At 67.7% G+C, this 13,844-nt stretch carries 11 protein-coding genes; 7 read left to right on the top strand and 4 right to left on the bottom strand.

What is annotated here, in order from left to right; genetic code table 11:
- Positions 1-29: 29 nt before the first annotated feature.
- Positions 30-1,778, bottom strand: coding sequence for a CHASE domain-containing protein (locus tag BZF57_RS13755; RefSeq protein ID WP_240505989.1), 1,749 nt, complete (start codon positions 1,776-1,778; stop codon positions 30-32).
- Positions 1,779-1,966: 188 nt separating this feature from the next.
- Here BZF57_RS13755 and BZF57_RS13750 point away from each other — a divergent pair, with 188 nt between their 5' ends.
- The gene (locus tag BZF57_RS13750) at positions 1,967-2,200 is read left to right on the top strand and encodes a NepR family anti-sigma factor (protein WP_086738916.1); all 234 of its coding nucleotides are present in this window, start codon (positions 1,967-1,969) and stop codon (positions 2,198-2,200) included.
- Positions 2,197-2,820: a sigma-70 family RNA polymerase sigma factor gene (locus BZF57_RS13745; RefSeq protein WP_086738914.1), complete on the top strand. Its 624-nt coding sequence runs from the start codon at positions 2,197-2,199 to the stop codon at positions 2,818-2,820. Before BZF57_RS13750 ends, BZF57_RS13745 begins: the two co-directional genes overlap by 4 nt.
- Before the next feature lie 116 nt (positions 2,821-2,936).
- Here the strand turns inward: BZF57_RS13745 and BZF57_RS13740 are convergent, their stop codons facing one another.
- Positions 2,937-3,545 carry a superoxide dismutase gene (locus BZF57_RS13740; RefSeq protein ID WP_086738911.1) on the bottom strand — a complete coding sequence of 203 codons (609 nt, stop codon included), beginning with the start codon at positions 3,543-3,545 and terminating at the stop codon, positions 2,937-2,939.
- Between the two features lie 76 nt (positions 3,546-3,621).
- Positions 3,622-4,908, bottom strand: a complete 1,287-nt coding sequence (locus BZF57_RS13735; protein ID WP_086738909.1) for a dicarboxylate/amino acid:cation symporter — start codon at positions 4,906-4,908, stop codon at positions 3,622-3,624.
- A 99-nt stretch (positions 4,909-5,007) separates the two neighbouring features.
- Between BZF57_RS13735 and glmM the strand changes: the two genes are divergently transcribed.
- The 5 genes from glmM to BZF57_RS13710 all read left to right on the top strand — a co-directional run bounded on the left by glmM (position 5,008) and on the right by BZF57_RS13710 (position 10,728).
- Positions 5,008-6,345 carry a phosphoglucosamine mutase gene (gene glmM / locus BZF57_RS13730; RefSeq protein WP_086738907.1) on the top strand — a complete coding sequence of 446 codons (1,338 nt, stop codon included), beginning with the start codon at positions 5,008-5,010 and terminating at the stop codon, positions 6,343-6,345.
- 12 nt (positions 6,346-6,357) lie between these two features.
- Positions 6,358-6,582 (top strand): DUF1272 domain-containing protein, encoded by a 225-nt coding sequence (locus BZF57_RS13725; protein ID WP_086738904.1) that lies wholly within the window; start codon positions 6,358-6,360, stop codon positions 6,580-6,582.
- A 66-nt stretch (positions 6,583-6,648) separates the two neighbouring features.
- Positions 6,649-8,973, top strand: a complete 2,325-nt coding sequence (locus tag BZF57_RS13720; RefSeq protein ID WP_086738902.1) for a trypsin-like serine protease — start codon at positions 6,649-6,651, stop codon at positions 8,971-8,973.
- Between the two features lie 49 nt (positions 8,974-9,022).
- Positions 9,023-9,826, top strand: a complete 804-nt coding sequence (gene thiD / locus BZF57_RS13715; RefSeq protein WP_206073270.1) for a bifunctional hydroxymethylpyrimidine kinase/phosphomethylpyrimidine kinase — start codon at positions 9,023-9,025, stop codon at positions 9,824-9,826.
- The gene (locus BZF57_RS13710) at positions 9,823-10,728 is read left to right on the top strand and encodes an acyl-CoA desaturase (protein WP_240505988.1); all 906 of its coding nucleotides are present in this window, start codon (positions 9,823-9,825) and stop codon (positions 10,726-10,728) included. Before thiD ends, BZF57_RS13710 begins: the two co-directional genes overlap by 4 nt.
- Positions 10,729-10,939: 211 nt before the next feature.
- Here BZF57_RS13710 and BZF57_RS13705 read toward each other — a convergent pair whose 3' ends face one another.
- Positions 10,940-13,843, bottom strand: coding sequence for a DUF6519 domain-containing protein (locus tag BZF57_RS13705; protein ID WP_143738504.1), 2,904 nt, complete (start codon positions 13,841-13,843; stop codon positions 10,940-10,942).
- Position 13,844 lies beyond the last annotated feature (1 nt).

Raw genomic sequence — 13,844 nt, 5'->3', positions numbered from 1 at the left:
GGCAATCGCGCGTCAGCGCGACCGCAAAATCAAGGCTTCCTCACCCGCCGGTCCGCCTCGCGCTCCCTGATCCTGAAGTCGGCCGGACGCCGCACCGGCACCCGCAGCACGCAGCGCACGCCCGCGGGGTCGAAATCGAGCGTCACCGGCTGGCGCAGTTCGTGGGCGACCACCTTCTCGATTAGCTCGGTCCCGAACCCGCGGCGGCGCTGTCCGGGCACTGGCGGCCCGCCGGTCTCCTGCCATTCGACCTCGGCCCATGCGGTCTCCGCCGCGGGGTCATCGCCCTTCTGCCAGCGGATCCTGACCTTGCCGCCCGGAACGCTCAATGCGCCGTACTTGGCGGCATTGGTGGCGAGTTCGTGGACGGCGAGCCCGAAGGACAGCGCATCATTGGGCGCCAGTTCCAGATCCGGCCCCTCGAGCAGGATCGCATCGCCCAGCGCCACGCGGAAATGCTGGAGCTCGGCCTCGATTACCGCGCGGATCGGGGTGGTACCCCAATCGGTCACGGTGAGCAGATCATGGGTGGCCGACAGCGCGCGGATGCGGCCCTCGAGGCTATCGGCGAAATCATCGAGCCCGCTCGCGCGCCTGCGGGTCAGCGACAGGATCGACAGCACATTGGCCAGCGTGTTCTTCACGCGGTGGTTCAATTCGCGGGTCAGCGAATTGCGGATCGAGTGCTGTTCCTCGAAGAAGGCGAGCCGCGCCTGATCCTCGAAGGCCTGCTGGGTCAGCAGCCGTACCAGCAGCATCAGCAGGCTCGCCAGCGCCAGACCGAAGACCAGCGTCACCATCGAAAGCGGGGATAGCACCTGCACATTCGCGCTCTCGATCACCAGCATCAGCTTGCGATCGGCGATGACGACTTCCTGCGCGACCGTTTCCTTCGCGGCATCGGCGATTGAATCCGCGACAAGCAGGTGCCCGGTCGAGACCTCGCCATCATACAGCCGCACCCCGAAGCGGCCCTGCCCCTGCCGGTCGATCGCCGCATCGAGGAACTCGCGCGCACGGAAGGGGGTGTAGACGAAGCCCTTCAGCCTGCGCTCGCCCGATCCGGCATCGCGGAACACCGGCATGTAGATCGCGAAAGCCGGCGCGGTGCCGCTGGTTTCCTGCAAGAGGATGATCCGGCCGGACGCCGCGGGGCGCAGCGTCAGCTCGGCCTCTGCCATGGCGGCGGCGCGGGCGGGGTCGGAGTACATGTCGTAGCCAAGCGCGCGGCGGTTCACCGCGGTCTCGGGCGCGAACATCGCCACAGGGGCGACCCGCCCGGTGCTGCTCGTAGGCGCAGGAAAGATGTCGGGATAGGCGGGCTGGCTGGCGCGCGTGCGGGACAGGAAGGCGGGCAGATCGCGCGCCTCCATCACCGGGATCCAGCCGATCCCTTCCGCGCCCGAATACTCCGTGTTCAGCTTCAATGCCCGCACGAAGCTGTCGAAGGTCGCCGGGCTGACTTCCTCGACGCTGGCGAACAGCGCGGCGCCTGCGCGCAGGTAGGAGGTGAAACCGCCCCCGCTGCGGTCGAGCGCGGCGGCCACCCCTTGCGCATGTTCGCGCATCTGCGCTCTTTCGCGGGCGCGGGCGTTGCTCTCGATCGCGAAGACGCTGAGCGCGGTGATCGCGGCGAGCGCGAGGAAGATGACCAGCGGGATCGCGCGGGGATATTGCACCAGCCAGCGCCGCGCCCGCCCCGACGAGGACGGCGGCGGCACGGCGGCCGGATCGACATCGGGAGTGAGGGTGAGCGGGTCGATGATGCGCAATTCCAAGGCGTGCCATGACACAAAGCGGGATGCTGCGGCCGGTGGCGGAACCAAACTGGTAGCGCATCGTTCCCGAATCGTCCAAACTCGCCTCAAGAGGGTCTTGGCCGGAGTCTTTTTGAAGGCCGGGCCGGGAGAGGCGGGGCGGCCTTGATGCGGGCCGGGGATAACGGGATCAGGGACAACCGAAGACAATGGCCTCCAATCACAGACAGGATGGCGACGGCACAGGCGGCGGCAACGCCGGACGCCGCCCGCCCGAATGGGCCGACGGGCTGAAGCAGCTCTACGATTCGGTGGTCGAGGAAGCCCTGCCCGACAGCTTCAAGGATTTGCTCGACAAGCTCGATGATATCGACCCCGCGCGCGCCAGGAACGCGGCCGGCTCCGAAGCCCCGCCGCAGGGCCGCGGGACACAGGGTCAATGACGGACGAGCGCACCTCCTCGGACAAGCGCTCGGCAGGCGAAAAATCCGATTTCAAGCGCGAGCTGACTGCGGTGGTCCCCCACCTGCGCGCCTTTGCGCGCGGCCTGTGCGGGCGGCCCGATCTGGCCGACGATCTGGTGCAGGAAACGCTGCTCAAGGCCTGGGCCGCGCAGGACCGGTTCGAGCCGGGCACCTCGATGCGCGCCTGGACCTTTGTGATCCTGCGTAACGCCTACCTCACCGACATGCGCCGCAATCGCTTCCGCGGCGAGTATGACGAGGGCGTGGCCGAGCGCATCCTGACGGCACCCGCCGGACAGGAGGAGCCGATCCACCTCTCCGACCTGCACCGCGCGCTGCTGACGCTGCCGGCCGAACGGCGCGAGGCGCTGCTGCTGGTGGGCGCGGGGGGCTTTTCCTACGAGGAAGCCGCCGCGATCTGCGGCTGTGCGGTCGGCACCATCAAGAGCCGCGTGGGCCGTGCGCGGGCAGCGCTTTCCGAGATGCTCGCCAACGGCGCGATTCCGCGCCGCTCGACCGACGACGATGTCGCCCACCGCGCGATCCTCGAGGAGCTGGACGAGGTCGCCGCGGGCAACGGGGTGAGTTCGCGGGGATAATTAGCCCCCGCCCCGGAAAGCAGCGGGGTCCCGGGTCAAGCCCGGGACGGGCAGAATGAAAAAAGGCCCGAGGGATCGCTCCCTCGGGCCTCTTTCAACTCACAAACCCGAAAGGATCAGGCGTAGGTCCACACCGTGCCGCGCGCGAGGTTCTCGCTGGCGAAGGCCCAGTTGAGCTTGGTCTCGACCACCGCGTCGAGATAGCTCGGGCGCTTGTTCTGGTGATCGAGGTAATAGGCATGCTCCCACACGTCGAGCACGAGCAGCGGGTTGAAGCCGCTGTCGGCGAGCGTGTCGGCATCGTGGGTCTCTTCGATGGAGAGCTTGCCATCCTTCTCGGCCAGCCACACCCAGCCGCTCGCGAAGTGGCCGACGCCGCGGTCCTTGAGCTGCTGCTTCAGCGCGTCGACCGAGCCGAAGGCTTCATCGATCTTTGCGGCCAGTTCGGGCGAGGCTTCGGTCGTCGAAGGTGCCATCGAGTGCCAGTAGAAGGCGTGGTTCCAGGTCTGCGCCGAGTTGTTGAACAGGCCCTGGTTGGTCCCGCGCGAGGCGGCGACGATCTCTTCGAGCGACTTCGATTCGTGGTCGGTGCCCGCGATCGCGGCGTTCATCTTGTCGACATAGGTCTGGTGGTGCTTGCCGTGGTGAAACGACAGCGTCTCGGCCGAAATGGCCGGCTCGAGCGCGGTGTCGGCGTAGGGAAGCGGGGAAAGTGCGAAAGCCATGGGTATCCTCCAGGGTCGTTTGATGAATCGGCGGGTTACAATGTCCCAACGCAGATGAGGGCGAAGGGTTGCAGGTTCAAGTCGGGGCCGTCTTGTCCGTTTGTGCGCTGCGGTCAACTGCGCTTGCGACAGCGACATTCATTGTGACGTTGCCCAGCGTGCGCATCAGATCGGGCAGCATCTCGACCGCTACCAGCAGCGCGAGCGGCTCCACGGGAACGCCCATTGCCAGCGCGATCGGGCCGATCGAGACGACGAAGCTGATCGATCCCGGCAGGCTGACCGCGCTGAGGCTGATGACGCTGGCGATCAGGATGCCCGCGATGGCAACGGCCAGAGGCACCTCCACCCCGGCGAGCGCGGCGATGTAATAGACCACCGCAAGGTTCATCGCCGCACTGGTCGCGCGGAAGATCACCACCGCGAGCGGCAGGACGAACTCGGCAGTCGAGGGCTTGAGGCCGAGGCGTCCGGCGGAGTCCAGCATCGCGGGCAAGCTCGCCAGCGAGGACTGGGTCGAGAGCGCAACCGCCTGCGCGGGCAGCATCGCCGACACGAACCGCCCGCCGGTGCGCCCGAGGCCGATGGCAATGACATAGGCCAGCACAAGGATGAAGGTGCCCATCAGCGTGACGGTGAGCACATAGTGGCCGAGCGCCGCGAAAGCCCCGCCCCCGCTCTGCACGCCGACGCCATAGGCCAGCGCGAAGACGCCGACCGGCGCGGCGGCGAGCACCCAGCCGATGATCAGCAGCATCGCATTGCCGAGCGCATGGAAAAAGCCGAGCAGCTTCTCGCCCTGGTCTTCCGGCAGGCGGGTGATGGCGACGGCGAACATCACGAAGAACAGCGTGAGCGGCAGCATCGCGGTCTCGGCCGCGGCGGCGACGATGTTGGGCGAGACCAGCGAGGCGAGGAAATCGAGCACCTTGGGCACCTCGCCCACGTCTGCCGGGGTCTGCGCGAGGAAGGCGCTCGCGCCCTGAGGCACCGGGAAGGCGCGCAGCAGCGGGGGCATGACCAGCGAGGTGAAGGCCCCGCCCGCCAACTGCACGAACACCATCAGCGCGATCATGCGGCGCGCGACGGTGCCAACGCGCGCGGCGAGGATCATCTGGACAAGGCCGAGCACCAGCAGCGCGGCGACCAGCGGGATGATCGTCATCTGGAGCGCGCGCAGCCACAGCCCGCCGATCAGCCCGGCTATGTCGGTCACGCCCTGCGGTGCCCCCGCCATTGCGCCGACGATCCCCGCGCCCAGCCCGCCGACCAGCGCGGCGAAGGTCAGCGCCACGGGCAGCCGGATCGACACCAGCGCAAACCTGCCCTGCCCGCCCGCGGCGGCGCTTTCGTTGTCGTGCAAAGTCCTGTCCTCAAATTGGGCGCGATGCCCTTGGCTTTGCGCGATAACCGCGCCAGAAGCGCGAGACAACACACGCCAGCAGAGCAGGCAGGGGAATAGATGGCACGCAAGCTGTTCGGAACCGACGGAATCCGGGGCCGCACCAATCAGGGAGCGATGACCGCGGCGACCGCGATGAAGGTCGGGCAGGCGGCCGGACGCCACTTCGTGCGCGGCGGACACCGGCACCGGGTGGTGATCGGCAAGGACACGCGCCTGTCGGGCTACATGATGGAAAGCGCGCTCGTCGCGGGCTTCACCAGCGTCGGGATCGACGTGATCATGACCGGGCCGCTCCCCACCCCCGCCATCGCGCTGCTGACGCGCGAAATGCGCGCCGACCTCGGCGTGATGATCTCGGCTAGCCACAATCCCTTCGCCGACAACGGGATCAAATTGTTCGGGCCAGACGGCTTCAAGCTTTCGGACGAAGCCGAGCTCGAGATCGAGCGGCTGATGGAGACCGACATCCCGCTCGTCCCCGCCGAGAAGATCGGCCGCGCGCGCCGGATCGAGGATGCGCGCGGGCGCTATATCCACGCAGTCAAGCAATCGGTCGCGAGCGAGATCCGCTTCGATGGCCTCAAGGTGGTGGTCGATTGCGCCAACGGGGCGGCCTATCAGGTGGCACCGAGCGCGATCTGGGAGCTGGGGGCGGATGTGGTCGCGCTGGGGGTGTCGCCCAACGGCACCAACATCAACGACGGAGTCGGATCGACCGCGATTGCCGCGCTTCAGGCCAAGGTGGTCGAGGAACAGGCCGATATCGGCATCGCGCTCGATGGCGATGCGGACCGGCTGATTGTGGTCGACGAGAAGGGCCGCGCGGTCGATGGCGACCAGATCATGGCGCTGATTGCGGGCCGCATGCAGGATCGCGGAAGCCTTAAGGGCGGCGGGATCGTGGCGACGGTGATGAGCAATCTCGGCCTCGAACGCTATCTCAATGGTCGCGGGCTCGATCTGGTGCGCGCCAAGGTGGGCGACCGCTACGTCCTCGAAGCGATGAAGGCGGGCGGCTACAATGTCGGCGGCGAACAATCGGGCCACATGATCCTGCTCGACTACGCCACCACCGGCGATGGCACCGTTGCGGCGCTACGGGTGCTGGCGAGCCTCGTGCGCTCAGGCAAGCCGGCGAGCGAGCTGCTCCACGTGTTCGACCCTGTGCCGCAGCTGCTCAAGAATGTGCGCTACGAAGGCGGCAAGCCGCTCGAGAACGATGCGGTCAAGGCCGTGATCGCCAAGGCGGAGGCGAGCCTTGTCGGCAAGGGCCGCCTGGTGATCCGCCCCTCGGGCACCGAACCGGTGATCCGCGTGATGGCCGAGGGCGACGATCAGGCGCAGGTCGAACAGGTGGTCGACGCGATCTGCGAAGCGGTCCGCGCGGCGGTTTAGGAGGGTCCCACAATGCTCGAAATGCGCCCCGATTGCGAAACCTGCGGCGTGCTGCTCCCGGCCGATGCGCCCGGGGCCTTCATCTGCTCGTTCGAGTGCACCTACTGCGCCGAATGCGCCGAGGATCTCGACGACCGCTGCCCTAATTGCGGCGGCGAGCTGATGGACCGCCCGACGCGGGCCAAGGCGCTCCACGCCAAGTACCCGCCCTCGACCGAGCGCAAGTTCAAGGGCTGACCCGGGCTCGCGCTTGACGCGGGAGGCCTGTTCTGATGCACTCCCGTCCACGAGGGGGTGGCGGTCATGGGGTGGATCAACCGGAGCGCCGTTCAGGCGATCATGCTGGCGCTGGTGCTCTGCGGTTCGGGCAGCGCCGCCCTCGCCCAGCCCGCATCGGACCGCATCGCGGCACCCGCCGCCCCGGAGGAAGCCGTATCCGAACGTCCGGAAGAATTCTCCTCTGACGATTTCGAGGAAGCACAACGCGCTTTCGACATTCTCGCGCGCAGCTTCAGCAAGAAGAAGCGTTCGGAGCTGATCAACCTCAAGACCTACACCGATGCCGAATGGGCGCAGCTCGAAGCCGGTGTGAAGGCCGACAACGCCGCCTGCCGCAAGGGCGATGCCGAGGCATGCCTCGCCGCTGGCCGGGCTTACGAGAACGGCGACGGCGTGTGGCTCGTCCCCGCAATCGCCTACATTCTTTACGGCGAGGCGTGCGAACTCGGCCTCGGCGAAGGATGCCGTGCCTTTCATGACCTCGCCAATTCGGGCTGGGGCTACCCCGAAGGCGGGATCACGGCGGCAGACGGAATGCTCGAGAAGGGCTGTGAGAAGGGCGATCTGGTCAGCTGCGAAATGTTCGCCGTCCAGTTGCGTGAAACGGACGAAGCCCGGTCCGATGCTGTTCTCGACACAGCATGCGCAGCGGGCGGCCTCGAGGCCTGCATGACCTACGGGAGTTATCTGCTTGGGAGCGCGGTTCCCGCGGACGCGGCAAGGGGTCGGGGCATCCTTGCAGCCAGCTGCGACAGGGGCGTGTCTGCGGCTTGCATGACGCTCGCGACGCGCGGCGGGCAAGATCCGGCCGAAGCCGTCCGCTACCTGAAGCTCGCCTGCGAGGGCGGCGATTCCGAGGCGTGCAGCCAGATCGGGCAGCGCGCATGGACCGGCACCGGCATCCCCGAGGATCACCAGCAGGCGATCGCCTATTACGCCAAGGCCTGCACTATCGACGATTACCTCTGCGCGATCCCCGCTTCCCTGGCGAGCCTGCCCGCAACGCGCGCGGCCTGCGAAGACGGCGCGGCGGAGGCCTGCGCCGATCTCGGCCGGGCGCTGCTGGTCCCCGGCTCGCCCGCCTTCGATGAGCCGCACGGCGCCGATTTGCTGGCGGCGGCCTGCCTTGGCGGAAAGAGCACTGCCTGCGCCGATGCCGCTGCTGCCGTCGGGACGCTCGGCGACAACGAGCGCGCGGGCGAACTGCTCGAGACCGGCTGCCGGGCGGACGACCCGCGATCCTGCATGGACCTTGCCGGCTGGCTCCAAACATTGTCGGACCGGGCGGGGCTCGATCGCGCCGTGGCGCTGTACCAGCGCCTGTGCGACAGCGGCGGGAACAAGGCCTGCGAGGCCGAGGCGCGCTTCGCCGGGGTGGTCGCCGCTGCTCGCATTCCGCCTGCCGACGGAACCTATCAGCCCCCCCTGCCCACGGACGGCGCATCGGGTTTCCAGCGCCCCTTGAACCTCCCACAGATCTGTCTCACCGGCAGCGAGCGCTTTCGCGGCAAGACCTATTCGTACCAGACCTGCGAGCGCCGCGAGCAGGGCATGAACAGCGACATCGCACGCTATGGTCAGGCCCCGTGGCAGGCGCTGCTGTGGCGGCCGGCAGCCATGCTGGGACGCGAACTCGTGGGGACGGAGCGGGTCCTGTGCGGCGGATCGCTGATCGCGCAGGGCTGGGTGCTGACAGCGGCGCACTGCACCCTCGACAACGGGACCGATCTCGCGAGAGACCCCGCGAGCAGCGGCTACCTGATCCGGCTCGGCGTGTTCTATTCCACGAGGGACGAAGGGATCGGCTATCCGATCCGGCGCGTGATCCGCCATCCGCGCTACGATCCGGCCAACCGCTATGCCTTCGATATCGCCCTGATCGAATACGACACCAGCCGCGGGCGCCCCGGCAGCGAGGGCGGGTTTCGCAATCCGGTCCGCACCATTGCGCTCGATCCGCGCGATGCGGACACCTACCAGTTCCCGGTCGGCGTGCCGGTCTATGCCTTCGGCTGGGGCTGGCAGAAAGTCGTCGATGGATCGGCAACCGATCACCTCCAGATCATGAAGATGACCGTCAGGTGGGAGGCCGCCTGCACGCTGGCCGCCGATTCGACCGGCGATTTCCGAAACTCGGCCCTGTGTGCGCTCGGCCCGAACCTCGAACAGGCCTGCACCGGCGATAGCGGCGGCCCGCTGGTCTATTACGACAAGGACAGCCGCCCCGTCCTCGTCGGGATCGTCAGCTCGGGCCATATGTGCGGCACGAAGAGGAATGCGAGCAAATACACCCGCGTGGCCAAGGTGCGCGACTGGATCGCGGCCTATGTTCCCGCGGCGGTCAAATAGCGGCGCAAAACCATCCCCTTGGCTGCGCCGAGGTGCTAGAGCGACCCGCATGACCATACGCCAGCCGCCCCGCATCCTGTCCATCGCCGGTTCGGACTCATCGGGCGGGGCGGGGATACAGGCCGATATCAAGACCATCACGATGCTCGGCGGCTATGCTATGACCGCGATCACCGCGATCACGGCGCAGAACACCGTGGGTGTTCAAGGCGTCGAGGCGATATCGTCTGCAATTGTCGCCCAGCAGATCGCCTCATGCATCGGCGATATCGGGGTGGACGCGGTCAAGATCGGGATGCTGGCAACGCCCGAGGTGATCGAGGCAGTGGCTGGCGCGCTTGCCGGGATCGCGGCTCCGGTGATTCTCGATCCGGTGATGATCGCGACCTCTGGCGCGGTGCTGGTGGGGCCCGAAGCGGTCGCGGCGCTGCGCGGGACGCTGTTTCCGCGCGCCACGCTATTGACCCCCAACCTGCCCGAACTCGCGCACCTCGCCGGACGCGGCCTGCCGACGCATGATGCCATGATCGAGGCGGCGCAGGAGCTGGCCGAAGCGACCGGCGCGGCGGTGCTGGCGAAGGGCGGCCATGCGGGGGAAGAGCGGGTCATCGACGTGCTGATCATTCCCGGCGAGGCTCCCCTCGCCTTCGATCATGCCCGGATCGACACCCGCCACACCCACGGCACCGGCTGCACGCTGTCGTCGGCCATTGCCACACTGCTTGGACAGGGCCAGACCTTGCCCGAGGCCGTGCGGCAGGCCCGCCAGTTCGTCTACAAAGCGATCGAGGCTGCGCCCGGCTACGGCGCGGGCAGCGGACCGCTCGGCCATCAGGCGGTGCGCCTGCCATGATGGAGCCGGTGATCCGCGTCGACGGTACGGGGGCCGACCCTTGCGCCGGACGGGTGCGGATCGACGGACCCAAGGCGCTCTGGAACGGCGCGATGATCGCCGGAACGCTCGCCGCGCTTATGGTGGCGACATGGCAGGCGGTGCTGCTGTTTCTGGCGCTGACCTATGCCACGCTGCTTATCGGCCATTCGGTGGGGATGCACCGGATGATGATCCACCGCACCTTCAAGGCGAGGCTCTGGCTGGCGCGCCTGCTGCTTTATGTGGGCACGATTGTCGGCGTTTCCGGCCCCTCGGGCATCATCCGCATCCACGACACCCGCGACTGGGCTCAGCGCGAGCCGCTTTGCCACGATTTCTTCGCCCACCGCGCCGGCTTCTGGCTGGATCTGGCGTGGAACCTGTTCTGCCGCTTCGAGTTCGACCGCCCGCCACGCATCACCATCGAGCCCGCCATCGCCGCCGATCCCTTCGTGCGCTTCCTCGATGCGACATGGCGCTGGCAGCAACTGCCGCTGGCGGCGTTGCTCTATGTCTGGGGTGGCTGGCCCTTCGTATTGTGGGGTGTGTGCGCACGGGTGTTCGTCAGCACCGCGGGACACTGGAGCGTCACCTATTTCTGCCACAATCCCGGCCCGGGCCGCTGGCGGGTGAAGGGCGCGGGGCTTCAGGCCTCGAACCTCCCCGGCCTTGGCCTCCTCACCTATGGCGAGTGCTGGCACAACAACCACCACGCTTTCCCCGAGAGCGCGCGTATCGGGCTCGAACCGGGCCAGACCGATCCCGGCTGGTGGGTGATCTGCGGGCTGGAACGGCTGGGGCTGGTCACCGCCGTGGGCGAACCGCGCCCCGAACGGCTGCGCGATGATCTTGAGGAGCGCGCTGCGGCGCAAACCGGCTGACTTGTGAGCTGCGGGAGCAATCTGTCCGGCCCGGAAACAACGTGGGCGACAGCCAGAAGGCTGCCGCCCGTTACACCTCAGGTTTCGACCCCATGACATAAAGCAAAGTGAAAGCAGGCCCTAAACCGCACACTCAACCAATCATTGAACCGTTTCTCTGGTGCAAATCGAATATCTGCCTTTCGCATCGAAAGGTCAAGCGTGATTCTTTTCATCCCGTCAGGTTATCGCGATTCTTGCAGCGTCCATCGAGTTCATAGGCAACACCTGCCCCCGTCACGGCGTTGTCTGCAACAATCCACTGCTTTGTCGAACCTTTACCTTCGACCGCTATCGTATCGACCCTGACACCGGTGCGGCAATCGCGCACGCTGTTGCCCCGCACCGTGAACATCTGGCCGATCGCCCCGGCGAGCCGGATGCCGTCGGTTTCGAGCAGATGGAAATTCGCGTTGCGCAGCTGCGTCATCCGGGTCTGGTCGGCGTTGGGATCGGCGGTTTCGAGCAGGATGTCGTTGTCCGTCACCCAGGCCCGCTCGGGGTTGGCGATCTGCACGCCGCAGCGCTGCATATCGAGCGGGACGCCCGCCATGACGATGCGGTTTTCCGTCACCCGGACGCTGGGGGCGCCGATCCGCGCGCCCGCCCCGCCCGCCAAACTGCGCGCGATCCGCACGCCTGTCGCCACGCCGGTGAGGGTGTTGCCGCTCACTCTGATCGACGTCGCCCGCGATCCGCTACCGAGCGGCGTCAGGCGCGATCCGGCAACGATGATCCCGACCTCGATGGTGGGGGCGATGGTGCGCATGACCACCGTGTAGAGATTGCGGAACAGGGTGAAGTTCGTCGTCAGCTGCACATCGCCGTTGTTGCGCCACAGCTTCTGCACCGTGCGTCCCATCAGCCAGCGCCAGTGGGGATTGCTGCGCCCCGCATGGAACCGGTCGAAGGCGGCCGCGAAGGCGGTCCAGTTGGCCGGGATCACGGCTGACGCCGAATAGAACCGCGTCGAGGTTGCCGCCGCCTGGAGGGTAACCTCGTTGAACAGCCGCGTGTTCGCGCGGCGCGCGGGCCTTACCGCATTGGCCGAGGGGATGGCATGGCTGAAGGCGAGGCGGGAGAGGATCGCGACGATGCGCTTGTCCCCCAGCCACCGCGTCGTCGTGATGTCGCTGCGCTCGGCGCGCGGGCGGATGCGGTTGCCGGTGATGCTCACATCGGCACCGTCGAGGATCAGGATGCCCGAGGTGAGATCGCCCGCCACGATGTCGTTGTCGCGGATGATGCAGTCGCCGCTGCCGGGTGTCTCGCCGCTCGCGATCCGCAGGCACACCGCCTCGCGCGCACGCGGCGCGCTCACAACCAGCACACAGCGCTCGACCCGCACAGGGCCGCAATTGCTGCAATCGAGCGCGCCGGTGATCCGCTGGCCGGGCCCGTTGCCCTTGGCCTGGGCGAAGTTCTGTTCGGCCGCGATGGTCATGTCGCTCACCTCGACCGAGGCGCAATTCTCGAAGTGGAGCGCCTGCGCGCGGCCGTGGCACCAGATCTTGGTGGCAGGGCCGGCGCCGACCAGCTTGAGATGCCCCTTGCCGGCAATGGTGACCGGACCGGTCAGCGGGTAATTGCCCGCCGCAAAGCAGATCTTGCCGCTCCGGCCGTTTGGGATCTGGGCGAACACCGTCTCCCAGCCCGGGACGGGCAGCACGTGCCAGGTGCAGCACGCCGCATCGCGCACCGCCAACTCGTCGATCGCCTGCTGGACATTCGTGGCACCGAGCTGCGCGATGCTGTCGTCGAAGCGGATATCGACCGCGCGCTGATCGGTCAGGGGGGAGAAGACATCGCGCAGATCGTCGGTGACGCCGAGGGTGCCGCTAGCGTCGCGCAGGATAATGGCCAATGGGGCATAGCGGCGGCGGCCTTCGCTGGGGGCGTAGAACCCGACCGGCTGGCCGGCGATCGTGACGCTCCGGTCGGCGGGCTGGTAGGGCGGCCACATGATGTCGCCGAGCACGGTGCGCGCCGGGATCGTCCACGCGCTGCCGCGGGCATAATATCCCGCGCAAAAACGCACCTTCACGCCCTTGGACAGAACGGTCCAGGCATTGCCGGTGGGGATCGTCACCGGCATGCTTGCCCAGCGACGGATACGCACCCGCGCCGAAAGGGCGGAGGCCGCAACGCCATCGATGACGAGGGCATCGCCCACGGCGCTGGTGATGCGCCCCATCGGCCCCGGCTCGCCCGCACGTTCGCGCGCGTCGTCGATCACCTCGACAATCGCGTCGACCGGGAACCACGCCCCCGCGCGCTCGATCGGCAGGTCGATGGCAAAGCCCGCGCCCGAGGCAACCAGCCCGGCCTCAATCCCGGCGTCCTCCGCCCACTTGAACGTGGCCGTTCCGGGCTCGCCCGAGGCATGCACCTCGACCCGGTAGAGACGGTTCACTTGGTCGAGATAGCCCGCCGTCGGCGGCAGTTCGCAGGGGCCGGGATCGGTGGTTTCGGATTCGGTCTGCACATCGGCGTCGAGCCCGCCGGTGGTGGTGCGCCACTGGTTGATGGCAAGCGGCTGGTTGGTGGCGAAGGCCTGGCGCATCGCTGCGGCGCTGACGCCGGTTTCCGCGAGGCGCACGACGCGGATCGCCCAGTCGACCTCCTCGCGCACCACGGGGTCGATCCCGCCCAGCGCAGGATCGGACAGGAACGGCTGCACCCCCGCGCTCGACGGGCGCAGGACGGCTTCGGCATAGACGAAGCCTTCGGTGTTGTTGGGAAGCAGCGTGGCGAGCGGGGTGAAGCTCGCCGAGGGCTGCTGCGCGGCATAATCGAGCGTGGCCGGGTTATGCAGCGGCAGGCCCTCGGCATAGAGATAGCCCGCCCCTACGAACAGCGCATTGCCCGAAACGCTCACGCCGAAGCCCGCCTCCTCGCGCGGGGCGCCGTGTCCGCCGATGACATGCCGCGCGAGCGTTTCGGCCCGGTCGGCAGTGATCCCGGCCTGCTCGTTCCAGTCCGCATCGACCAGCGGTCGGCCCTGTTGCAGCAACACGGAGCGAATACCCGCCCGGCGGGCCCGTTCACGCGTGTCGCGGGTGAAATCTCCGCGCATC

The organism is Erythrobacter colymbi (assembly GCF_002155685.1).
Lineage (GTDB): Bacteria > Pseudomonadota > Alphaproteobacteria > Sphingomonadales > Sphingomonadaceae > Erythrobacter > Erythrobacter colymbi.
Note: the sequence above shows the minus strand (reverse complement) of the source record. Positions and strands in the feature narration are given on the sequence as shown.

What these genes read in the sequence shown, in the direction of transcription:
- BZF57_RS13750 (WP_086738916.1), top strand. Translation starts at nt 1,967, where the DNA reads ATGGCCTCCAATCACAGACAGGATGGCGACGGCACAGGCGGCGGCAAC.
- BZF57_RS13745 (WP_086738914.1), top strand. Translation starts at nt 2,197, where the DNA reads ATGACGGACGAGCGCACCTCCTCGGACAAGCGCTCGGCAGGCGAAAAA.
- BZF57_RS13740 (WP_086738911.1), bottom strand. Translation starts at nt 3,545, where the DNA reads ATGGCTTTCGCACTTTCCCCGCTTCCCTACGCCGACACCGCGCTCGAG.
- glmM (WP_086738907.1), top strand. Translation starts at nt 5,008, where the DNA reads ATGGCACGCAAGCTGTTCGGAACCGACGGAATCCGGGGCCGCACCAAT.
- BZF57_RS13725 (WP_086738904.1), top strand. Translation starts at nt 6,358, where the DNA reads ATGCTCGAAATGCGCCCCGATTGCGAAACCTGCGGCGTGCTGCTCCCG.
- BZF57_RS13720 (WP_086738902.1), top strand. Translation starts at nt 6,649, where the DNA reads ATGGGGTGGATCAACCGGAGCGCCGTTCAGGCGATCATGCTGGCGCTG.
- thiD (WP_206073270.1), top strand. Translation starts at nt 9,023, where the DNA reads ATGACCATACGCCAGCCGCCCCGCATCCTGTCCATCGCCGGTTCGGAC.
- BZF57_RS13710 (WP_240505988.1), top strand. Translation starts at nt 9,823, where the DNA reads ATGATGGAGCCGGTGATCCGCGTCGACGGTACGGGGGCCGACCCTTGC.
- BZF57_RS13705 (WP_143738504.1), bottom strand. Translation starts at nt 13,843, where the DNA reads ATGCGCGGAGATTTCACCCGCGACACGCGTGAACGGGCCCGCCGGGCG.